The 20,096-nt window shown below is 50.6% G+C and carries 22 protein-coding genes; 12 read left to right on the forward strand and 10 right to left on the reverse strand.

Annotated elements, in window-relative coordinates; genetic code table 11:
• The first annotated feature begins 9 nt into the window (after positions 1-9).
• On the forward strand, positions 10-501 hold the full coding sequence (ispF, locus tag HZU75_RS12020; protein WP_180306277.1) for a 2-C-methyl-D-erythritol 2,4-cyclodiphosphate synthase: 492 nt from the start codon (positions 10-12) through the stop codon (positions 499-501).
• Positions 502-557: 56 nt separating this feature from the next.
• On the opposite strand, the gene HZU75_RS12025 is transcribed toward ispF, so the two are convergent.
• The gene (locus HZU75_RS12025) at positions 558-794 is read right to left on the reverse strand and encodes a PEP-CTERM sorting domain-containing protein (protein WP_180306278.1); all 237 of its coding nucleotides are present in this window, start codon (positions 792-794) and stop codon (positions 558-560) included.
• 50 nt (positions 795-844) lie between these two features.
• Positions 845-3,544 (reverse strand): cation-translocating P-type ATPase, encoded by a 2,700-nt coding sequence (locus tag HZU75_RS12030; RefSeq protein ID WP_180306279.1) that lies wholly within the window; start codon positions 3,542-3,544, stop codon positions 845-847.
• Positions 3,545-3,677: 133 nt separating this feature from the next.
• On the opposite strand from HZU75_RS12030, the gene HZU75_RS12035 reads away from it, so the two are divergent.
• Positions 3,678-4,484, forward strand: a complete 807-nt coding sequence (locus tag HZU75_RS12035; protein ID WP_180306280.1) for a hypothetical protein — start codon at positions 3,678-3,680, stop codon at positions 4,482-4,484.
• Here the strand turns inward: HZU75_RS12035 and HZU75_RS12040 are convergent.
• The 5 genes from HZU75_RS12040 to HZU75_RS12060 all read right to left on the reverse strand — a co-directional run bounded on the left by HZU75_RS12040 (position 4,481) and on the right by HZU75_RS12060 (position 10,351).
• Positions 4,481-5,938, reverse strand: coding sequence for an alpha/beta hydrolase (locus HZU75_RS12040; protein WP_180306281.1), 1,458 nt, complete (start codon positions 5,936-5,938; stop codon positions 4,481-4,483). The genes HZU75_RS12035 and HZU75_RS12040 overlap by 4 nt on opposite strands.
• A gap of 126 nt (positions 5,939-6,064) precedes the next feature.
• Positions 6,065-8,230 (reverse strand): S8 family peptidase, encoded by a 2,166-nt coding sequence (locus tag HZU75_RS12045; protein ID WP_180306282.1) that lies wholly within the window; start codon positions 8,228-8,230, stop codon positions 6,065-6,067.
• Positions 8,231-8,367: 137 nt separating this feature from the next.
• A complete protein-coding gene (locus HZU75_RS12050) occupies positions 8,368-9,132 on the reverse strand; it encodes a UDP-2,3-diacylglucosamine diphosphatase (protein ID WP_180306283.1) in 765 nt (254 codons plus the stop codon).
• Positions 9,133-9,203: 71 nt separating this feature from the next.
• Positions 9,204-9,707: a peptidylprolyl isomerase gene (locus HZU75_RS12055; protein WP_180306284.1), complete on the reverse strand. Its 504-nt coding sequence runs from the start codon at positions 9,705-9,707 to the stop codon at positions 9,204-9,206.
• Between the two features lie 41 nt (positions 9,708-9,748).
• Positions 9,749-10,351, reverse strand: a complete 603-nt coding sequence (locus tag HZU75_RS12060) for a peptidylprolyl isomerase (RefSeq protein ID WP_228028272.1) — start codon at positions 10,349-10,351, stop codon at positions 9,749-9,751.
• Positions 10,352-10,485: 134 nt separating this feature from the next.
• Between HZU75_RS12060 and coq7 the strand changes: the two genes are divergently transcribed.
• Positions 10,486-11,121 (forward strand): 2-polyprenyl-3-methyl-6-methoxy-1,4-benzoquinone monooxygenase, encoded by a 636-nt coding sequence (gene coq7 / locus HZU75_RS12065; protein ID WP_180306285.1) that lies wholly within the window; start codon positions 10,486-10,488, stop codon positions 11,119-11,121.
• Positions 11,122-11,234: 113 nt separating this feature from the next.
• Positions 11,235-12,026 carry a formate/nitrite transporter family protein gene (locus tag HZU75_RS12070; protein ID WP_228028045.1) on the forward strand — a complete coding sequence of 264 codons (792 nt, stop codon included), beginning with the start codon at positions 11,235-11,237 and terminating at the stop codon, positions 12,024-12,026.
• A 113-nt stretch (positions 12,027-12,139) separates the two neighbouring features.
• On the opposite strand, the gene HZU75_RS12075 is transcribed toward HZU75_RS12070, so the two are convergent.
• Positions 12,140-12,559 carry an OsmC family protein gene (locus HZU75_RS12075; RefSeq protein WP_180306286.1) on the reverse strand — a complete coding sequence of 140 codons (420 nt, stop codon included), beginning with the start codon at positions 12,557-12,559 and terminating at the stop codon, positions 12,140-12,142.
• 379 nt (positions 12,560-12,938) lie between these two features.
• On the opposite strand from HZU75_RS12075, the gene rplM reads away from it, so the two are divergent.
• The 8 genes from rplM (at position 12,939) to HZU75_RS12115 (ending at position 17,966) form a co-directional block, all read left to right on the forward strand.
• Entirely contained in the window at positions 12,939-13,367 is a 429-nt protein-coding gene (rplM, locus tag HZU75_RS12080) for a 50S ribosomal protein L13 (protein ID WP_157669698.1), read from the forward strand.
• Between the two features lie 27 nt (positions 13,368-13,394).
• A complete protein-coding gene (gene rpsI / locus HZU75_RS12085; RefSeq protein ID WP_157669697.1) occupies positions 13,395-13,787 on the forward strand; it encodes a 30S ribosomal protein S9 in 393 nt (130 codons plus the stop codon).
• 160 nt (positions 13,788-13,947) lie between these two features.
• Entirely contained in the window at positions 13,948-14,991 is a 1,044-nt protein-coding gene (gene argC / locus HZU75_RS12090; protein WP_180308820.1) for an N-acetyl-gamma-glutamyl-phosphate reductase, read from the forward strand.
• Positions 14,992-15,162: 171 nt separating this feature from the next.
• Entirely contained in the window at positions 15,163-15,717 is a 555-nt protein-coding gene (locus HZU75_RS12095) for a DUF6776 family protein (protein WP_180306287.1), read from the forward strand.
• Positions 15,718-15,726: 9 nt separating this feature from the next.
• Positions 15,727-16,140: a bactofilin family protein gene (locus tag HZU75_RS12100; protein ID WP_180306288.1), complete on the forward strand. Its 414-nt coding sequence runs from the start codon at positions 15,727-15,729 to the stop codon at positions 16,138-16,140.
• A 94-nt stretch (positions 16,141-16,234) separates the two neighbouring features.
• Complete coding sequence (gene erpA / locus HZU75_RS12105; RefSeq protein ID WP_180306289.1) at positions 16,235-16,585, forward strand: iron-sulfur cluster insertion protein ErpA; 351 nt, start codon at positions 16,235-16,237, stop codon at positions 16,583-16,585.
• A gap of 65 nt (positions 16,586-16,650) precedes the next feature.
• Positions 16,651-17,328: a 4'-phosphopantetheinyl transferase family protein gene (locus HZU75_RS12110; protein WP_180306290.1), complete on the forward strand. Its 678-nt coding sequence runs from the start codon at positions 16,651-16,653 to the stop codon at positions 17,326-17,328.
• Positions 17,329-17,396: 68 nt separating this feature from the next.
• Complete coding sequence (locus HZU75_RS12115; RefSeq protein WP_180306291.1) at positions 17,397-17,966, forward strand: hypothetical protein; 570 nt, start codon at positions 17,397-17,399, stop codon at positions 17,964-17,966.
• Positions 17,967-18,031: 65 nt separating this feature from the next.
• On the opposite strand, the gene gntU is transcribed toward HZU75_RS12115, so the two are convergent.
• The gene (gene gntU, locus HZU75_RS12120) at positions 18,032-19,369 is read right to left on the reverse strand and encodes a gluconate transporter (protein ID WP_180306292.1); all 1,338 of its coding nucleotides are present in this window, start codon (positions 19,367-19,369) and stop codon (positions 18,032-18,034) included.
• A 4-nt stretch (positions 19,370-19,373) separates the two neighbouring features.
• Positions 19,374-19,895 carry a gluconokinase gene (gene gntK / locus HZU75_RS12125; RefSeq protein WP_180306293.1) on the reverse strand — a complete coding sequence of 174 codons (522 nt, stop codon included), beginning with the start codon at positions 19,893-19,895 and terminating at the stop codon, positions 19,374-19,376.
• Between the last annotated feature and the right edge of the window lie 201 nt (positions 19,896-20,096).

Below are 20,096 nucleotides of genomic sequence, written 5' to 3' on the forward strand. Positions count from 1 at the left end.
GGACATTGTATGGCATTACCTTTTCGAATCGGCCAAGGCTGGGATGTGCACCGTATGGTGACAGAGCGCCCGTTAATACTGGGTGGGGTGCATATACCCTATGAAAAAGGCTTGCTCGGTCATTCGGATGCCGATGCTTTGCTGCACGCCATTACCGATGCCGTGCTCGGTGGCGCGGGTTTGGGCGATATTGGGCGGCATTTTCCGGATACTGCGCTCGAGTTTAAAGGCGCCGATAGCCGCGTGCTGCTGCGAGAAGCGGTGGATCGCGTTCGGATTGCGGGCTGGCGAGTGGGGAATGTGGATGCGTCGATTTTGATTCAGCAGCCCAAAATGGCGCCACATATTCCGGCCATGGTCGCTAATATCGCCGCCGATTTAGCGATTGATCCAAGTTGTGTGAATGTCAAAGCCAAAACTTACGAAAAGCTCGGCCCAGTGGGTGAGGGCAATGCGGTTGAGGCGCAAGCAGTGGCCTTGTTGCTACCAATGAACGAGTAATGCAACCAAATAAAAGCCCGGTTTAACCGGGCTTTTATTTGGCTCGCGTGTTTAGATCACACGGCTTGTTTGCGACGGCGCATTGCTAAGGCTAATAAACCTAAACCCATTAAAGCATAGGTTTCTGGTTCGGGTAGCGGTGCTACGCCTTGTAATTGAACTACATCGATTTCTTCCCAAGCACCCAGATTGTGATCGGTGTTCACGTAAATTTTGAGCGCTTGCGTCAGAAAGCTGGTTGCTTGCCAGCTAGTGCGAAAATCGATCACGTGGCCGGGCTGGCTATTATCCACGCCTTGCTAGGCTTGATATGCAGTGCCGTGGTATTGGCTGGAGAGTTAAACTAGGTAATACTTCTGGCAAGATACCTATGAAAAAAAGGATAGAGATATTTCCTTGCTTCTTCTAGTAGCCAAATACTCGATGCAATGGCGATACAGATTGGCCAGTCGCTCCAGTTCATGCCGTGGGTGGCAAACAGCGCCTGTGCGGGTGGCCAATGAACGGCGATGATCTGCAATGCCAGTACGCCGCTGAGTGATAACCACAGCATCCGATTGCTGAAAAAATGCGGGTTAAAAGCACTTGATTGCTCATTGCGCGCATTAAATACATTGAAAAACTGAAATAACACAAAGGTGGTAAATGCCATCGTAGCTGCGCGCTCCGCGCTGCCTTGTGTGAGTGACCATGCGAGCAAGCCCAAAGTACCCACCATCATCGTGCCGCCGCAGGCCACAATACGGGTCAGGCGGCTGGTGCTGAGTACTGCCGCGTCACGGCTGCGTGGGGTTTGTACCATAATGTCGGCGCGTGCTGGGTCGAGCGCCAGTGAAATGGCCGGTGGGCCATCCATGATGATGGCAATCCATAAAATTTGAATTGGGGTAAACGGTGCGGGTAAACCCAGTAGCGGGGCGGCAAATACCGTGAGCACTGCGCCGATGGTGGTTGAAAGCTGAAAACGCACAAACTTCAGGATGTTTTCGTACAAAGTACGCCCCTGTTGTACCGCGCTGACAATGGTGGCGAAATTGTCATCCGTCAGCACCATGGTGGCCGCTTCCTTAGCTACTGCGCTGCCTTGTTTGCCCATGGCGATGCCGATATCAGCCGTTTTGAGGGCAGGTGCATCGTTAACGCCATCGCCGGTCATGGCAACCACATGCTGATTGGCTTGCAGTGCGGTCACAATTTTGACCTTATGTGCGGGTGAGACTCGGGCAAAAACAACGATTTGCTCAATCTGCTCCGCCAGTTGCGTTTCACTAAGTAATTCCAGCTCGGTGCCAGTGATACTGCGGCCAGCCAGCCCTAGCTGCTGTGCAATGGCCATGCCTGTAGCCTGATGATCTCCGGTGATCATTTTGACGGCAATCCCGGCTTGCTGGCAGTGAGCAATCGCGGTACGGGCTTCTGGGCGTGGTGGGTCTTGTAAACCGAGCAGCGCTACAAAGGTCAGCTCATTGATATGTTGGTGCAGCGAGGGGGCCGCAGCAAATTGGCTGGCTGAAATTTGGCGGCTGGCGATCAATAAGCCACGTAAGCCTTGCTCGGCCATTTGGGTGTAGGCCGCTAAGATGTGCTGTCGTTCTGTTTCGCTCATGGTGCTTAACCCTGCGGGATGCAAGCTGTGGCTACTGAGTGCCAGCAAAACCTCCGGTGCACCCTTAACGAAAATATGCAGTGTGTCTCCCACTCGGTGAAAAGTGGCCATGTATTTATGTGCGCTATCAAAGGGGATTTCGGTATGGCGGCTGGCGATTGCCGATTCGCTGCCCAATTTATGCGCCAAAACCAATAATGCCGCCTCCATTGGGTCGCCAATAATTTGATCCTGCAGCAAGCGGCTGTCATTGCAGGCCACTAATGGCGCGCAGAGCGGCGCAAAGTCAGGTAATGCTTGCTGATCCCGTGCGCTGATATCACCACTGCGGTGATAACCTTCGCCGCTGATATCAAACCAGCGTTGCTGGAAGTACACCATCTTGGCCGTCATTTGATTGAGCGTGAGCGTGCCGGTTTTATCCGAGCAAATGACTGTGGTGCAGCCTAGCGTTTCAACGCTGGCCAGTCGTTTAACAATGGCATGCTGTTTGGCCATTTGATGCATGCCTAGCGCCAAAGTAACGGTCACAACGACGGGCAAGCCTTCGGGTATGGCCGCCACGCCCAGCGCGATTGCATTGAGCATAATTTGCGCCAAGGCTTCGCCGCGTAGCCATTCCAGCCCTGCCAATAGCAGCACCATGATGATGGCGATCAGCCCTAGTTTCTTGCCCAAGACATCTAGTTGTAGTTGCAGTGGCGTGGCAGCTTCGCTGGTACTGGCTAATAAGGCGGATATTTGCCCCATTTCAGTATGCGCGCCAGTGGCTGTGATTAGCAGTTCTGCACGCCCGCGCGTCACCAAGGTATTCATATAAGCCATGTTGTGACGCTCGGCCAGCGGGGTATTGGCCGCAAGTGCGGAGCCGACCTGTTTGGCGCAGGGGAGTGATTCCCCAGTCAGGGAGGACTCGTCAATTTCCAAGCTGGCGGCCAATATCAATCGTCCATCGGCGGGGACGCGATCCCCCGCCTCCAGCAGCACAATGTCACCCGGAACTAGCGCACTCGCTTCAAGTGTCTGCAGCTTGCCTTGACGCCGCACCTGCGTTTGTGGGGGTAACATGGCCTTGAGCGCAGACAAACTTTGTTCTGCGCGGTATTCCTGATAAAAACTCACCAAGGCATTGATGAGCACCACACTCAAAATAATGACGGCATCTTTGTAATTACCGATACTGGCCGAAAGTAGAGCTGCCCCGATTAATACCAAAATCAGTGCACTGCGAAATTGGCTAAGAAAGACCAACCAGCCACTGCGGCTGGCCGTTTGTGCCAGCGTGTTGCTGCCGAAAGTATTACGATGCAGATTGACCGCAGCGGAATCTAACCCGCTGGCGGTGTTCACATTGAGCCGGGTCGTAATTTCGCTGATGGTGAGCGCATGTGCATGACTAAACGCGGGGCTAGCATGCGGTAACGGGGGACGAGGCATGGCACAGACTCTGCGCGGTATGATATTTCAGTCTAGCTCTTGTGCGCTGAGCTGCTTGCTAAATACGCTGCTTGGCGCAGAATGCCACGCGATGAGCATGCTGTCGTTTTTTTACATTTTAAGGGGTATGAGTGTGTCTAAATCTATTAATGTAGTTTGGGGGCTTATACTCTATCTGGGTATCTTAATGCAGGCTCAGGCGGAAGTGGTCGATAGCTTTGCGCCGCGCCATAAGCTGGCTAGCCAATTAGCCCCAGCCCTGCAGGCGGCGTTTCCCACGGCATCGATCAAAGCGTTTTCGGGGCAGATTATAGTTAACGCGCCTGATGAGGCCAGCTTTCGGCAAATTCGTGCCTTGGCCGAGCAACTGGATACCGTACAGCGCAGTGTAACGATTACGGTCGAGCAACGTGCGATGCAACAAAGCCAGCAACAGGCAGTAGACGTTAATGGTGGGGTCGTGATCAGTAATCAAGGCAGTGCCGCCCATTTGGGGCTAGAGCTAAGTCAGCAGCAAAAGCAGTCCGAGGTCAGCAGTAGGCAAAGCTTGCGCACACTCGAAGGTAGTAATGCAATGATTATGCTGGGGCAGCAGCGCTTTATTCCGCAGCTCAGTTTTATATACCGGCCAGGGTATACGATTGTGCAACACGGTGGTGCTTGGCAAGCGGCAGGTACTGGCTTTTATGTCGCTCCGGCTTTATTGGGCGATGGGCGCGTTAGTTTAAAATTGGCGCCACAAAGCAGCAGTTTTAATCGCGACGGTAGCGTAAACGCACATGAAACCTATAGCGAGCTAGAAGGCCGTCTCGGCGAATGGCTACCGATTGGTGAGACGCGCAGTGAGGGCTCGAACGATCGCCGTCGGATTGCCGGCGTTGACCAGCAATCGAATCAAAGCCGATTTACGGTGTGGGTGAAGGTAGATTTGGCGCCTTAGTGACTCTGAGCGATAAATTGCAGGATTTCTTGCTCTTGTAACGCGTAAAACGGGTTATAACGCAGGCGCAAGATTTCATTGCCGCTGATTTGCAGTAGCCCGCGCTCGCCAATCAGGCTTTGATTGAGCTTGAGCGTGTGATCATTCGCTTGCTGTGCCGGATCGCCAAATAATGGGTCTTGCGGGGAAAATGGCAGCGCGATATGCGACAGCGCAAAAATCCCGTTGGGCCATTGGTAATTCGTGGGGTGAATCGTAGCCTGCATCGCGCCCGCCGGGGTGTCTTCAATACTCACTACTGAACCTTGGTTTTGCTGGCGATTAGTCACAAACTGCAGCCGATACGGGCGGGGCTGGTGCGAGTCGGCCAATTTCAGTGCCCAGTCGGCAGCGCGCGGATTGAGTAATGGTGAGTATTCGGCGTAGCGATTCAGGTCAAACAGCATCAGCTGATGGCGATTGGGCTTTAGCTGCGACATCAATAGCGTCACCACAGGTTCGGCCACCACCGTGTTGTCCACGGCGCTGAGAAACACATTGGTCGGAGGCCAGTCGTTCAGCGGCGCGCGTGCAAGCAATTGTTGGTGCAGATATAGGGTAAATTCGCGCATCTGCACCGCCGCGTTAAACGGAAATGAATTGTATTTGTACGGGTTATATTCTGGCGCCAGCTCGCTCCATGCGGCGGCACCTACACCGCTGATCGGCGCGAGATAGCTGACCCATTTGGCGTATTTGGCCGCAGAGGTGACCGCAATCGCGGGTGAAATCAGCGTCATGCTGCGAATTGCCGGCAATGGCTCACCACCCATGCGGGCTAGCTGATATTCACATGCCAGTGTAGCGCCAGTGGAATAGCCGACGACATGAATCCGCTGGTGTGTTTGCGCCAATTCGCGCATTGCCAAGCGGACAGCACCCGCGGCATCTTGCCATTTAAACTGGGTCAGCGCGGCTGGTGCCGTGCCGTGCCCAGGTAAGCGCAGCCCGAGCACGGTGTAACCGGCTGCGTGTAGTTGGAGCGCCAAGGCTCGCAAGCTGTAGGGCGAATCCGATAGCCCATGCACCAACAAGACAGCCTCGCCGCCAGCTTTGCCCGGCAACAGGTAGCTTAAATTCCAGTTTTGCGGGTAATTGAGCGGGTTGGTGAGCGAGGTCTTGGCATAGCGATTAATTAATCGCTGCTGATCGGCGCTGGTGTGGGCAATAATCTGGCTTTCAACATCGACCAGTAGTTGTTTTTCCAATTGTTGATATTGCGAAAACCGCTGAATATCAGTGCGCTCAGCACGGTAATCACCCACTGGCACATGCGTATGCCACACCGACAGCTCGGGCAGTTTTTTGACCCGGACAATGGCCAGCAAGACCACTGGGGTGACTAAGCCAAGGATGAAAAATAAGAGTGGGCGGGGCAAATAAGGCAGGCGCATAGGGATTTTGGCGATCAGCAATGCAGTGATCTTAAACCATAAATCCGATTCTGTTTTGCTGCTATCAGCGACCGAGTAGATCGAGCTATAAGCAGCAAGCCCAGCGTGTTGGCGACAACCCTGGGCTTGCTGGGTGGCGGGGTGAATTTAGAATGATTGCTGGTAACGCACACCCACCTGAGTTTTATCGCCGAGTTGGTTATCGGCGTTATGGCGGTAAACTGCATTAAACCTTAGGCGAGCACCATTGCTGATTTTATTGGAATAGGCCAATTCCAGATCTGTTTCAGTGGCAGGTGACGCCAGATCAATCGCAAGGTTCTGATAGCTTGAGTTGCCAGTTTCACGATCTACCTGTGGCAGCAGTAAATTCATTTTCCCTGAGCTAACCCGCATCGGCTGGCTAACGGCCAAGCCCAAACTATCGTTGTCGGCGATCACTTTTTGCTGATACAAACCTAAGCTCCAGTTGTTTGTATTGGTTTGGGTGCTGCCAATCAGACCCGATCCGTCAGATGTGCTGCGCCCCAAGTTAAACTGCCCCAGTAGATGCGTGTTTTTGCCCAGTGCAATCAAACTTGATACGCCACCAAATAAGGTTTGGCTGTGGCCAAAATCGAGGGCGCCTGAGTTGCGTGAGTAAGTGCCTAGCATCCCGCCGGATTCGTTTAGTTGCCCGACAGTTAATTTCAACTGCATTTTGCCAATATCTTGCTGATATTCAGCGACCCAGCCGTTTTGTTGGTTTTGCGCATGGTATTGCGTGGCATTGGCGGCAATATCAAAGTTATTGATTAAGGCAAAACGCATCGCTTGGGTATTACCAAGCTGATAACCTAGGCCAACATAGCTGAGGCGGTCATCACTAAGGGTAAAGTAGGGGTTAGAAAACTGCGTGGTGAAGGGGAGATTTTCGGCATTGGCACTGCCACCAATAAAGCGTTCAACCAGGCCTTGGTTCCCCGTGGCAATTTGCCATTGGTTCGACAAATTTTGAATCAAATTAAATGCATGAACGCCCGTCTTTTCGCCATCATTTGCAATGCTGTATTGCAAGCTGGTTTGGCTGTTTTTGCGCTCAACCAAAGCGAGATCACGGTCCATTTTACCAAACAGGTGATCCAAATCGGTTTGTGAGTGCTGATCGGTAACCCCGGCAAAATCGTAGTCGTAGGCACGACCAATATCGTCGGTCGCCGTTAAAGCAATCCCCGAAAAAGCTTTGCTTTGAATCAGGGCATTGGTTTTCAGCGCTAACGGTGCCAATGCGTAGTAGCCCGCGTTATACACCGCCACTTTGGGCGCGCCGACTGGCTGTAAGGCACGATCGGCATTGACTAAGCCCCAGCCGTAGACGGCATCAGGGGTACCCACTGCGGATGTACCCAAATGATCTGCGGTGCGGAAAATAATGGTGGCGACCTGATTGGCTGTGAGGTACATCCAGCGGCTGTAAATATCTGCGGCTACACCCGATACGACTGGTGCGGCCATCGATGTGCCCGACATATAGGCAAATCGATTACCCGGATAAGTTGAGGCGATATTCACCCCGGGTGCTACCACGTAGAAATTACGTGTGTCGCCAGCTCGGTTGGAGAAAGAAGCAATGGTGTTATTGGCATCGACCGCGCCGACTGCAATCACTTGCCCTTTGGCCCATGCCTCTTTGGCGTAACGTGCAGGCCAAGCTGGATTGGCCAGCCCGCTATTGCCGGCCGCAATCACTACCAATTTGCCGGCATTGACAGCTTGTTGCAGCCCAGCTTGCCCAAATGGGCCGCTGGCCCCCAAGCTCATGCTTAAAATTTTGGCGTTTGATTTTGAAGCAAAATTCATCCCGGCATTAAAGGTCGCTTCATTACCTGAGCCTGCTGCATTGAGCACTTTGACAGGAATAATTTTGACTTCAGGTGCTGCGCCTACCATCAAATTGCCATCGGCAGCGGCACCGATAATACCTGCAACATGCGTGCCATGGCCATTGTCATCCATGGCTAGTGCACCGGGTGCAAAGGCGTTGTAGCCGGCTAAGATACGCCCTTTGAATTTGGTGTTATTCAGATCAACACCAGTATCAACCACTGCCACATTGACGCCCGCTCCGCGTGCGCCCATTAAATAGGCGGTGTTGAGTTTGACCTTGCTTTGCCACCAGTTGTACCCATTTTTGAGCTCGGTTGGCAGCGTTTTATTGTTGGAAATATCTTCGGGTTGTAGATCGAGTGTCTGCGTGACTAACTCATCAGCATAAATCGATTGATTAAATGCAAGGGGCAGAATGGCTGAGACAAAGAGCAGGGCTGGGCGCATCTTAAACTCTCCTGTAGGTGTGGAGTAGTAAATACATTAGCGATTGCTAATATATGACGCTGTATTGTCGAGTTCAAGCAAAGCTGACAGCCGGTAGTCAATCCTTACAAAATTAAAACTATTTAAATATTAAATACTTAGCAATCGTCAGTCTGAATGTTGCTGGGTTGACTTAGCCCTTCTTCAAGCTGACGATATAGTTGGATTTTGCCTTGCAAGATCGCCGCGTAGCCGCCTTGCCCCTGATGCCAATCAGGCAAAACGTAGCGGATTCCTTCGGGGTATTCGTGTATGTCTGGCTTGTGGGTATGGCCGTGGATCAATACCGGGGTATTGTATTTTCGGAGTGCGGTTTGAATTGCGCCGGCATTAACATCCATGATTTGCATCGCTTTGCGTTGATTCATGGCTTTGGATTTATTGCGCAGTTTTTCTGCTTCCCGATTGCGAATACGGCGGGGTAAATTGAGCCAAATCCATTGCACAAGTCGATTGCGTGCGAGTTTGCGATAACGCTGGTAGCCGATGTCATCAGTACAAAAAGCATCACCATGTGCTAGTAGTACTCGCAGACCATCAATTTGTATGATGCTTGGATCGGGGATAATGCTTAAGCCTGCTGCTTGTGCAAAGCGCGGGCCGGGTAAAAAATCGCGATTGCCGGGCATGAAATAGACTGAGACTCCATGCTGACGCAATGCCGCCAGCGCGTTGGCGATCTTGGCATAAAACGGATCGTCCAGTTGATCGTCACCCAGCCAATATTCGAATAAATCGCCGAGAATATAAAGTGCTGAAGCGTGTTGAGCCCGCTGGTATAGAAACGTAAAGAATGCCCTGAGCGTAGCAGGATCGGCAGGCGAGAGATGCAGGTCAGAGATCAGTAACGTAGGGCTAGTCATGGGTCGGGGCATAGTAAAAAAGCACGGAGTAACTCCGTGCTTTAGATTGAAGGTTCTGCCGGCGAATGAGCTTAAGCGAGTACTTCGGCTTTAATAATCAATACGTCGTCTTTCGGCACGTCTTGATGAAAGCCATTGCTACCGGTTTTAACTTTTTCGATCGCATCAACGATGTCTTGGCCTTCAACCACAGCACCAAATACCGCATAGCCCCAGCCTTGTGCTGTTTTGCTGCGGAAGTTCAGGAAGTCGTTATCTGCTGCATTGATAAAGAATTGTGCAGACGCTGAATGTGGATCAGGTGTGCGCGCCATCGCAATGGTGTAGATGTCGTTTTTCAAGCCATTGTCCGCTTCGTTCTGAATGCTTGGACGTTTGTCTTTTTTCTCTTTCATGCCCGGCTCAAAACCGCCGCCCTGAATCATAAAACCATCAATCACGCGGTGAAAAATCGTACCGTCATAGTGACCGTCATTAACGTATTGCAGGAAGTTTTCAACGGTAATAGGGGCTTTTTCGGCATTCAATTCCAGAACAATATCACCCTTGCTGGTGCTGAGCTTTACTTTAGACATCGAGATTTTCTCCTGTGTATTTAATTGATTTCACTACTGAATTATTTGCTGGCCTTGCTCGCTTTTGAAGCAGTTTTTGTCGCTGCCTTATCCGCCTTGGCTGGTAGCTCTTTGGCGCTGAGTAGGATGATATTTTCGGCAGGCTGATCGCCGGGCACAGTAGGTGCTTTGGCAATCTGATCAACAACTTCCATGCCGCTCACTACCTTGGCAAAAACGGCATAGCCCCATTTATCAAAAGAAGGGTAGTTCAGTGAATCGTTGTTCACCAGATTTATATAAAACTGACTGGTGGCGGAGTGAGGAGCGCCAGTGCGCGCCATAGCCACCATGCCGCGATCATTTTTCAGACCTTTCTCAAATGCCATCTTGGCTTCATTTTCAATGGCAGCTTTAGTTGGCTTTTGCTCCATTTCAGGCGTGAAACCACCACCTTGTACAACAAAATCTTTAATGACACGGTGAAAAATAGTGCCATCATAATGTTTGCTTTTCACGTACTGCAAAAAATTGGCTACAGTTTTTGGAGCTGCTTCAGGGTAAAGCTCGATAACGACTTTACCTTTGGAGGTGATCATTTCAACTTGCGGATTAGTGGTGGCGGCTGCTGGGGTAGCAGTTGCAGTAGCTGCAAAACTAATCATGCTTGACATGGCCAGTGTGGTGGCAAGAACAAAGCGTTTCATTGATCTTCCTGCTGTTTGATGACGGAATGAAAAATATCAACGAATCATACCACGGCAGCGGTGTAGAATTGTGTGTCTGATGGAGCTCTCTTATGTTCAAATTACCCACACTTGATCAAGTTATTGGCGAATTCGATACGGTGCTGCGCACTTTAGCTGCGCCAGCTGCCAGCATCCGCCCACATCCAGATCGTGAGCTGGCCGAAGCTGAGATGAATGACGCGGAAAAGACCCATGCCGCGGGTTTGATGCGGGTAAATCATTGCGGCGAAGTGTGCGCGCAAGCTTTGTATCAAGGTCAGGCGCTAATAGCCCGTGATCCTGCCGCGCGCGACGCCCTTAAACAAGCGGCCGCCGAAGAAGTCGAGCATTTGGCGTGGACGCGCCAGCGTTTGGATGAATTGGGCAGCCATCGCAGCTTACTCAATCCGCTGTGGTACGCCGGCTCGTTTGCCATGGGCGTGACTGCGGGTGTGGTGGGTGATAAATGGAATTTGGGCTTTCTGGCCGAAACCGAGCGCCAAGTGACTGCGCACTTGGAAAGCCATTTAGAACTGCTGCCAGAGCAAGACGCGAAAAGCCGTGCCATTGTGACGCAGATGGCGATTGATGAAACGAGTCACGCTGAGCAGGCTATTGCGCTCGGGGCAGCGCCACTGCCTGCGCCAGTGAAGCAGTTGATGACGCTAACATCGAAAGTGATGACCCATTTGAGCTATCGGATTTGAGTTAAATCAGAGCATGGCAAAAAAGAGGTATGCCGTGTGAATTTCTGACTATGTTTGTACCAGCGAAAACGATATAAAGCCCGTATGAATAATAAATAAGTAGGTGTGGCGAGATGTCAAACATGTTAGCTCCTGCGGGAATTGTGGATTACGTTGAGCATAGTGCGCTCGATAAAGTGGCACTACCCATTAATCGCTTGCTGGTGATGGCCATCATCGGTGGCATGTTCATCTCTCTGGGTGGTCTGTTAGCTTTAGTGATCGCTGGTGGTTCACCCGGTTTGCAGGCCAGTAACCCGGGCTTGCTGAAGTTTGTCTTTGGTGCGGTGTTTCCCTTGGGTTTTATTGCAGTGGTGCTGACCGGGGTGGATTTATTTACTTCCAATTGCGCAACGCAAATGGTGCCATTACAACGGCGCAAAATTAGCGCTGGGACTGTAGCTAGGGTTTGGCTGCTTTCCTATGGTGGCAATTTTATTGGTGCTTTGTTTACAGCTTGGGCTTTTGCCTATATGACTGGGCTATTTAAGCCTAATGAACCTGCGACTTTATATTTATTAAACGTGGCGCATCACAAGCTAGAAAACCCATTTGTCACCACGTTCTTTAAGGGGATGTTGGCAAATATTTTAGTCTGTGTTGCTGCTTGGCAAGCCTATTCAGCAAAAGACACGCTAGGTCGAATGTTTGCGATCTGGCTGCCGGTGATGGCCTTTGTGGCGCTGGGCATGGAACACAGTATTGCGAATATGTTCTTTATTCCCGCTGCAATGCTTGCTGGACTTGACGCGAGCTGGGGTGATTTTCTATTGCACAATTTGTTGCCCGCAACACTGGGCAATATTGTTGGGGGTGCTTTGGTAATTGGCTTGCCCTATGCTTGGCTGTATCAGCAAGATGCTTGATGGGGGGGGTATTTGCCTGTAGCCATTAATTTTATTGAAGCAGGGTAATATACATTTAAAAAGGGCTCATTGGTGAGCCCTTTTTGTTGCCGGAAATTAAGAATAATGAATTTTTAATCGGCTTCGCGCACTTCAAAGTCGTGGCTAATCGGTACAACTTGACCAAGCATGATCGATGCTGAGCAGTATTTCTCGGCGGATAATTTAATCGCCCGTTCAACCACCTCTGGCTTGAGCGCTTTGCCCGTCACAATGAAATGCAGATGGATTTTAGTAAATACTTTCGGGTCGGTTTCAGCGCGTTCGGCATCCACTTCCACGACGCAGTCGCGCACATCTGCACGACCTTTTTTCAAAATATGAATCACATCGTAAGTTGAACAACCCGTCATGCCCATCAATAACATTTCCATCGGGCGTGGCCCTAGGTTGCGGCCACCGCCACTTGGAGGGCCATCCATCAAAACGGCGTGGCCGGATTCAGATGTCGCAAGAAAACTTACTTCTTCTACCCATTTGACACGAACTTTCACCTGTTTCTCCTTTTGGCCTTACGCCGCATTGAACTCTTTAAGTGACCTATTTTAGCGGGAAAAGCCTGCCAACGCCCATTTCAATAGGGTGTTTTATTTTGGTGCGGCCGTTTATCGCGTTGCACCAAATCTGCTTGCCTTACACGGGCATGTCATAGATAATCGCTTCTGACATCAAGCCTGCTTGGTGTCGTCTCCTCCATCCTCCATTTTTGGTGGATTTCGCGCAATCTGGGCTACCCTAGATTGCGTTTTTTTTACCCTAAGAAGCACTCCAAGCAGGCTTATGCACACTGATTGCATAAACTCTTTGACAGGGGGTTCACTTCTTCGTTAGAATTCTCGACTTTCTCAAAATCAAAAACGTGGACTAGCAGTCATGAAAACCTTTTCTGCCAAGCCGCACGAGGTGAAGCGCGAGTGGTTCGTTGTGGACGCCACAGACTTAGTGCTGGGCCGTCTCGCTGCCGAGATCGCCAAACGCCTGCGTGGCAAACATAAAGCTGAATACACCCCGCACGTCGATACTGGCGACTACATCGTTGTGGTAAACGCAGACAAGCTCCGCGTTACTGGCGATAAAGCTACATCGAAAAAATACTACCGTCACACGGGTCACCCAGGTGGTATTTACGAGCGTACCTTCACTGAAATGCAAAATAAATTCCCAGGCCGTGCTTTGGAGTTTGCTGTTAAAGGCATGCTACCAAAAGGCCCATTGGGCTACGCAATGATCAAGAAGATGAAAGTTTATGCCGGCAGCGAACATCCGCATGCTGCGCAAGAACCTAAATCGCTTGCAATCTAAGCAATCGCGAACTAAAGGAATTGCATCATGGTAGGTAAATACAACTACGGTACCGGTCGTCGCAAGAGCTCAGTTGCTCGTGTGTTCATCACCAAAGGTACTGGCAATATCGTGGTAAACGGTAAAGATCTGGATCAGTATTTCGCTCGCGAAACTGGCCGTATGATCGTTCGTCAGCCACTGGAAATCACAAGCAACCTCGAAGCTTTCGATATCATGGTAAACGTAGTAGGCGGCGGTGAATCTGGCCAAGCTGGTGCGGTTCGTCACGGTATTACTCGTGCTTTGATCGAATTCGATGCAGCTCTGAAGCCAGCATTGAAATCAGCAGGTCTGGTTACTCGTGACGCTCGTGAAGTTGAGCGTAAGAAAGTCGGTCTGCGTGGCGCGCGTCGTCGCAAACAGTTCTCAAAACGTTAATTCGTTTTTCGAGTTCTACAGAAAAGCCATCCTTCGGGGTGGCTTTTTTATTGTCTGGCATCATAGCAAAGGGCGATTTAGCGCTCTTTTTTACGGCTAAATCTGCCTAGCTTGCGCATTTTGATTTATGATCATGCTGACATTTACTGAGGATAAAGGCATGATCAAAGTAGGGATTGTTGGCGGTACGGGATACACCGGTGTTGAATTGTTGCGACTGTTGTCGCGTCACCCCGATGTAGAGCTGCGTGCTGTTACTTCGCGTAAAGAAGCTGGTATGAAAGTCGCGGAGATGTTCCCTAGCTTGCGTGGCCGTGTCGATATTGCCTTCTCTACCCCTGAGGAAGCCAAGCTCACCGAATGCGACGTGGTGTTCTTTGCCACCCCCCACGGCGTAGCGATGGCGCAGGCGCGTGAATTGCTCGATGCCGGTGTGAAGGTCATCGACTTGGCCGCCGATTTTCGCTTGAAAGATCCGGCTGAGTTTGCCAAATGGTATGCGATGGAGCATAGCTGTACCGATCTGCTGGCTGAGGCCGTATATGGCTTGCCCGAGGTGAATCGTGCCGCGATCCAGCAAGCCCGCCTGATCGGCATGGCAGGTTGCTATCCAACATCGGTGCAATTGGGTTTGTTGCCGCTGTTGGAAAATGGCAAAAAACTAATTGAAACCACGGGTTTGATCGCCGATTGCAAATCGGGTGTATCGGGCGCTGGCCGCAAAGCCGAAGTGGGTACGCTATTTGCCGAAAGTGCAGACAACTTCAAAGCGTATGGCGTAAAAGGCCATCGCCATTCGCCTGAAATCATGCAAGGCTTGAGTGAGATCCACGGTGCGCCGGTGCAGCTGACCTTTGTTCCACATTTGACGCCGATGATTCGTGGTATTCACTCAACAATTTATGCACGTTTGACCGAAGAAGGCAAAAATACCGACATTCAGAAACTATTTGAAGAGCGTTTTGCTAACGAAGTCTTTGTCGATGTAATGCCGGCTGGCTCATGCCCAGAAACGCGTTCAGTACGCGGTAGCAATACTGCGCGGATTGCTGTTCACCGCCCAGGTAATGGAGATTTACTGGTGATTTTGGTGGTGGAAGACAATTTGGTGAAGGGCGCTTCTGGCCAGTCGGTGCAGGTAATGAATCTGATGTTCGGTTTGCCAGAGCAACACGGTCTGGATGTTGTGCCTTTGTTGCCGTAATCCGGCATGCCCATTAAGCGTTTATATCGAGCCCATCGGGCGCGGCTGACTGCCGCCCCTTTGGCTCTTCGTCCGCAGGATACCTGGCGCCGCAAGCTGATTCGGTGGGTATTGCTTGCTATGCTATTGTTATCAATGCTTGTAGTGGGATACTGGCAGGGGCAGCGGCAGTTGCTTGCCTCTCAGGCCCTCGTTCAATCTGAGCAATATTCGGCAGCGCAGAAATCACAAGCACAGATTGCCTCATTGAGTGCGCATGCTGCGTTGTTGGCGCAGCAAGTGACCATTTTAAAGTCAGAACGCGATACTCTGGTGCGCCAACAAAATCAGGCGCAGCAGGATATATCGGCGATGCGCGAGACAGTGTCTTTTTTTGAATCCTTGCTGCAGAGTAATGATCGCTCTCGCATTGCCAATTTTGTGGCCTGTGATCTGCAATTGCTTGAGCCTGGAAAATATCGCTATCGCTTGTTGCTGGTGCAAGGAATGAATCGCACGGATGAGCTCTTGGGACGGCTGCAAGTGAATTTGCAATTTGTAGAGGCGGGTAAGAAGGGAAGAATTAGCCTCGGTATTGATCCGCTAATCCCCGTCAAAGCCAAGCACTATGCCAAGTTGGAAGGTGAGTTGGCACCACCTGCTGGAGCAAGTAATTTGCTTATGGATGTGCAGTTCTTTGGTGAACAGGGTAATCAAGTACAGGCCAGTTGCCAGAAAAAAATCTAAGGAGACAGTATGTTTAGCAAGAAAAAAGGCAGCACCAAAATTGATAGCCTGATTGGGCATGGCACTACTTTAACCGGCGATGTGCAATTTGCTGGTGGCTTGCGCGTAGATGGCGTTATTCTCGGTAATGTGAGCATGGCTGATGAAAAAAACGGTACCTTGGTGATTAGTGAAAAAGCCCGTATCGAAGGTAAAGTGCAATGCAGCCACTTGATTTTGAATGGTGAGATCCGTGGCCCGATTGAAGTAAGTCATTATGTAGAACTGCAAGCAAAATCGCGTATTGTTGGTGATCTGGCGTACAAAACGCTGGAAATGCACCCAGGCGCTGTTATCGAGGGCCACCTCGTGCATGTTCATAATGGGAAGCGTGAAGAAGTTTCTCCCGCAGATGTGCCGCGTACTGAGCCAAAAAAAGCGTAAATTTGTCTGCGCCGGGCAAGCTGTCGATTGACCTTGCTGCTGCAGAAGCGGATAATCCATAGTGTTTTAGTCAACTATTAATTTCGGAGCTGTAATGACCACCGAGACCGACATGCCAATGCCGTTTATTTTCACCGACAATGCAGCAGCAAAGGTGAGCGAGCTGATCGCCGAGGAAGGCAACCCAGATCTGAAACTGCGCGTATTTGTGACTGGCGGCGGTTGTTCTGGCTTCCAGTATGGTTTTACCTTTGACGAAATTGTGAATGAAGACGACACGCCGATCACTAAAAACGGAGTTACTTTACTGGTAGACCCAATGAGCTATCAGTATTTGGTTGGTGCAGAAATTGATTATGTAGAAAGCTTGGAAGGCTCTCAATTCACGATCAAAAACCCCAATGCGCAATCAACTTGCGGCTGCGGATCTTCATTCTCGGTTTAAGCTAATCGGGCTGAATGAAAAGCGACCATGCGGTCGCTTTTTTTATGGCTAAAGGAGTGCAAGCAATGGCTAGTTTGCGTGTCATGTCGCTGCCGCCTAGTACGACATTACCTGCCATTGACCTTTATCTGGATCAGGCACAGCGTGCTCGGTTATTGCAAATAGCGCATCCAGAGCGTGCCTTACAATTTAGTGCCGCCCGCTATTTGGCCATTGATTTATTGCAGCAGATGGGGGTACAAGCTAATTTATGCACTCAGCCCAGCGGACGCCCCCAAGCGGTAAATTGGTTAGCAGCAGATGGTTTGTCCTGGAGCCATACTCAGCTGTGGGCTGCTGCAGCACTGGGTATAGGGCGCGTAGGGGTAGATATTGAAACAATTCGGCCACGAAAAAACCTGCTAGCGATTGCCAAAAATTACTTTTCTGCTGCAGAAGTGCAAATGCTACTAAGTTTGCCGTCACCAGAACAAATCAAGCAGTTTTATATGCTGTGGGTTGCCAAGGAAGCACTACTCAAGGCGCAAGGAACCGGGATTGTCGGTGGCTTGTCTCGCTTTCAATTGATAGCTAGTGAAGGGCTGTGGCGTTTAGTCGTCGATGATGCCAGTAGCTGGCAGGTGCAAATTTGGCAGTTGGATGACAATAGCTTACTTGCTGTGGCTAGCGATACGATACAAACTTGGCAGCTGCAAGCTGATTCCCAGATATCCCAGCAATTAATACTGCAAACCCAGAGTTAGTTGACATCCAGCGTTAGCATGTTTGAACTTTGAGTTCTATAAATAACTCATCGGATTGCAAGGCGGTGATGATGGTGGATATTCCTAAAGGTGGCTCTGCGGCGCTCAACCCTGATCTTAACTGGAGTCAGGTGCAGGAAACCATCCTGATGTTGGGTATTGTGGTCGCGCAAATTCGGCATGCTATGGAAGACAGTAGTATTTCATTGAATACGCTGGCCAATTCTTTTTCGGCGACGGCCAGTCATATTGAGGCTTTAAAAGAAGCCTTATTGGAAGTGGGGCAGCAATTACCGGCAGAATTAAATATTGAAACCCGAGTGGCGGAAATGAATGAACAAAACATCAAATCCGTGATGGCGTTTCAATTTTTTGATCGGCTATCGCAGCGCTTGGATCATGTCTGTGGCACGGTCAGCGCACTGGCTGAATTGGTTTCAGATCGCCAGGCACTATTCATCCCGAATGAATGGCTTAAATTGCAGGAACGCATCCGCTCGCAATACACGATGGAGCAGGAAAAAATGCTGTTTGATGCGATTTTGAAAGGGGTCTCAATCAGCGAAGCGATTGAATTAGCCGGTAATGTCCGCCTCGCTACGCCCGCTATTAGCGATGGTGAGATCGAACTTTTTTAAGCGGTCGTGGTAAGCAATCTATAAAAAACGCCAGTTAGGACTGGCGTTTTTTAATGGCGTGCAATTTACATCAAGCTAAATGCCAGCATGCCGACGCCAGCCCCTGTTGTGCCGAGAATGGTTTCCATCACAGACCAGGTTTTTAGCGTTTGCGCCTCGTTGGCGCCGGTAAATTTACCGAATAGCCAAAAGCCTGAGTCGTTGACGTGACTGAGCACAATTGAGCCGCCGGCAATGCAAATCGACAATGCAGCTAGCTGCGCGCCTGAGTAGCCAGCCAGTTCAACCACCGGCAGCACCAAACCTACGGTGGTTAAGCAAGCTACCGTCGCCGAGCCTTGAATTACCCGCACCGCAGCCGCCAGTACAAAGCAAGCCAGTGCAATAGGCAAACCTGCACCAATCAATGCATTGCCCAGCGCAGGGCCGACGCCGGAATCGACTAATACTTGCTTGAAGACCCCGCCAGCCCCTGTAACCAACAAAATAATCCCGGCGGGTTGGATGGCTGCGCTGCAGACTTCCATCACTTTCTCACGGCTCATGCCACGCCGTAAGGCCAGACCATAAATCGCTAACAAGCAGGCTGCCAAAATGGCCGTGAATGGGTGACCAATCAATTGCAACCATGGGTATAGCGCGCTCTCGTTATCCACAAAACGTGCCACGATGGTTTTCAGACCAACCAGCAGCAGTGGAAAGAGCACTAGGCAGATACTGAAGCCAAATGACGGCATCTGACCCTTACCTAAACTCGGCTCACTCACATCGGCTGGCAAGGCGAGGGTGACGTGCTTGCTAATAAAATTGCCAAAGATCGGGCCAGCTAGCAGCATGCCGGGGATGGCCGCGGCTAAACCGAGCACAATCATCCAGCCAAAGTCCGCTTTCATCTGTGAGGCGAGTAGCATCGCGGTAGGGCCGGGTAATAAAAATGCGGCCGAGGCGGCGACACCGGCAAATAGTGGAATCGCAAGTTTGATCACATTGCCACCGGTACGACGGGCAACTGCAAATACGACGCCGATCAGCAGCACAATCGCCACATCAAAAAATAGAGGTAGGGTACAAATCAGACCGGCAATCCCTAGCGCATAATTGGCGCGGCTATGGCCGAATTTTTCCAGTAATTTCACAGCGATCTGGTCGAGTGCGCCGGTTTCATGCAGGATTTTGCCAAACATGGCCCCGAGGGCGACGACGATGGCCAAAAAGCCCAGCGTTCCGCCCATCCCTTTTTGCATCGTGTCGGCGATTTTATCGACTGGCATGCCAGAGAAAATCCCCGCGCCAATCGACACCAACATCAGCGCAACAAAAGCATGCAGCCGCGCTTTCATCACCAAGAACAGTAGCAATAGTACCGAGCCTAGCGCGGTGAAAATGAGTGTAAAGGTATCCATGCGCTTACTCCTCCGACTCAATAGCTACTTTGGCTGCAGCGACGACTTCGGGCAATGGCCGCGAAATATCAATCCGTACAACATCTATTTCGCTGGCATCAGGGCGCTCAAGCGTTGCAAACTGCGAGTCGAGCATGCCCGCTTTTTGAAAATGCCCTTGTCGAGCGCGCAAACGCTCGGCGATTAGATCATATTCACCATCTAAAAATAAAAACGATAGATTCGGATTACCGAGACGTAGTCGATCACGGTAGGCTTTTTTAAGCGCAGAGCACACAATCAGCGAGACCGAATTGGTGCGTTGCATGGCAAAAGCGGCATCGTTGAGTGCGGCTAGCCACGGTGCACGGTCATCATCATTGAGTGGCTGCCCGGATGCCATTTTTTCGATATTGGCGCGCGGATGAAGAAAATCGCCATCGAGTAGCGCTGCATTCAGCGCCTGTGCCAAATGTGTAGCTACTGCGGATTTGCCGCAGCCCGAGACGCCCATCAGGACATAAATTTTAGATTTTGCTGCTTGCATATTCGACTCCATTCGAAATGTTACAGGTAACATGTTATGCGTAACATTTTGCGCCATTTTACTTTGTAGTGGCAATCACTTTTGCTACATTTTTGATTTAAATCAGCTTGGGATTATGCTGGGGTTTAGTCTGAGAATTTAAATTTAGAGGTATATTGTTTAAGATTAATTCAGTGAATGTTTATAGCGACATACCGTATT

It is taken from the genome of Chitinibacter fontanus (assembly GCF_013423785.1).
GTDB lineage: Bacteria > Pseudomonadota > Gammaproteobacteria > Burkholderiales > Chitinibacteraceae > Chitinibacter > Chitinibacter fontanus.

Bases quoted from the DNA above. Each gene is read 5' to 3' on its own strand.
- ispF (WP_180306277.1), top strand. From the start codon at position 10: ATGGCATTACCTTTTCGAATCGGCCAAGGCTGGGATGTGCACCGTATG.
- HZU75_RS12030 (WP_180306279.1), bottom strand. From the start codon at position 3,544: ATGCCTCGTCCCCCGTTACCGCATGCTAGCCCCGCGTTTAGTCATGCA.
- HZU75_RS12045 (WP_180306282.1), bottom strand. From the start codon at position 8,230: ATGCGCCCAGCCCTGCTCTTTGTCTCAGCCATTCTGCCCCTTGCATTT.
- HZU75_RS12050 (WP_180306283.1), bottom strand. From the start codon at position 9,132: ATGACTAGCCCTACGTTACTGATCTCTGACCTGCATCTCTCGCCTGCC.
- HZU75_RS12055 (WP_180306284.1), bottom strand. From the start codon at position 9,707: ATGTCTAAAGTAAAGCTCAGCACCAGCAAGGGTGATATTGTTCTGGAA.
- HZU75_RS12060 (WP_228028272.1), bottom strand. From the start codon at position 10,351: ATGATTAGTTTTGCAGCTACTGCAACTGCTACCCCAGCAGCCGCCACC.
- coq7 (WP_180306285.1), top strand. From the start codon at position 10,486: ATGTTCAAATTACCCACACTTGATCAAGTTATTGGCGAATTCGATACG.
- HZU75_RS12070 (WP_228028045.1), top strand. From the start codon at position 11,235: ATGTCAAACATGTTAGCTCCTGCGGGAATTGTGGATTACGTTGAGCAT.
- rplM (WP_157669698.1), top strand. From the start codon at position 12,939: ATGAAAACCTTTTCTGCCAAGCCGCACGAGGTGAAGCGCGAGTGGTTC.
- rpsI (WP_157669697.1), top strand. From the start codon at position 13,395: ATGGTAGGTAAATACAACTACGGTACCGGTCGTCGCAAGAGCTCAGTT.
- argC (WP_180308820.1), top strand. From the start codon at position 13,948: ATGATCAAAGTAGGGATTGTTGGCGGTACGGGATACACCGGTGTTGAA.
- HZU75_RS12100 (WP_180306288.1), top strand. From the start codon at position 15,727: ATGTTTAGCAAGAAAAAAGGCAGCACCAAAATTGATAGCCTGATTGGG.
- erpA (WP_180306289.1), top strand. From the start codon at position 16,235: ATGACCACCGAGACCGACATGCCAATGCCGTTTATTTTCACCGACAAT.
- HZU75_RS12110 (WP_180306290.1), top strand. From the start codon at position 16,651: ATGGCTAGTTTGCGTGTCATGTCGCTGCCGCCTAGTACGACATTACCT.
- HZU75_RS12115 (WP_180306291.1), top strand. From the start codon at position 17,397: ATGATGGTGGATATTCCTAAAGGTGGCTCTGCGGCGCTCAACCCTGAT.
- gntU (WP_180306292.1), bottom strand. From the start codon at position 19,369: ATGGATACCTTTACACTCATTTTCACCGCGCTAGGCTCGGTACTATTG.
- gntK (WP_180306293.1), bottom strand. From the start codon at position 19,895: ATGCAAGCAGCAAAATCTAAAATTTATGTCCTGATGGGCGTCTCGGGC.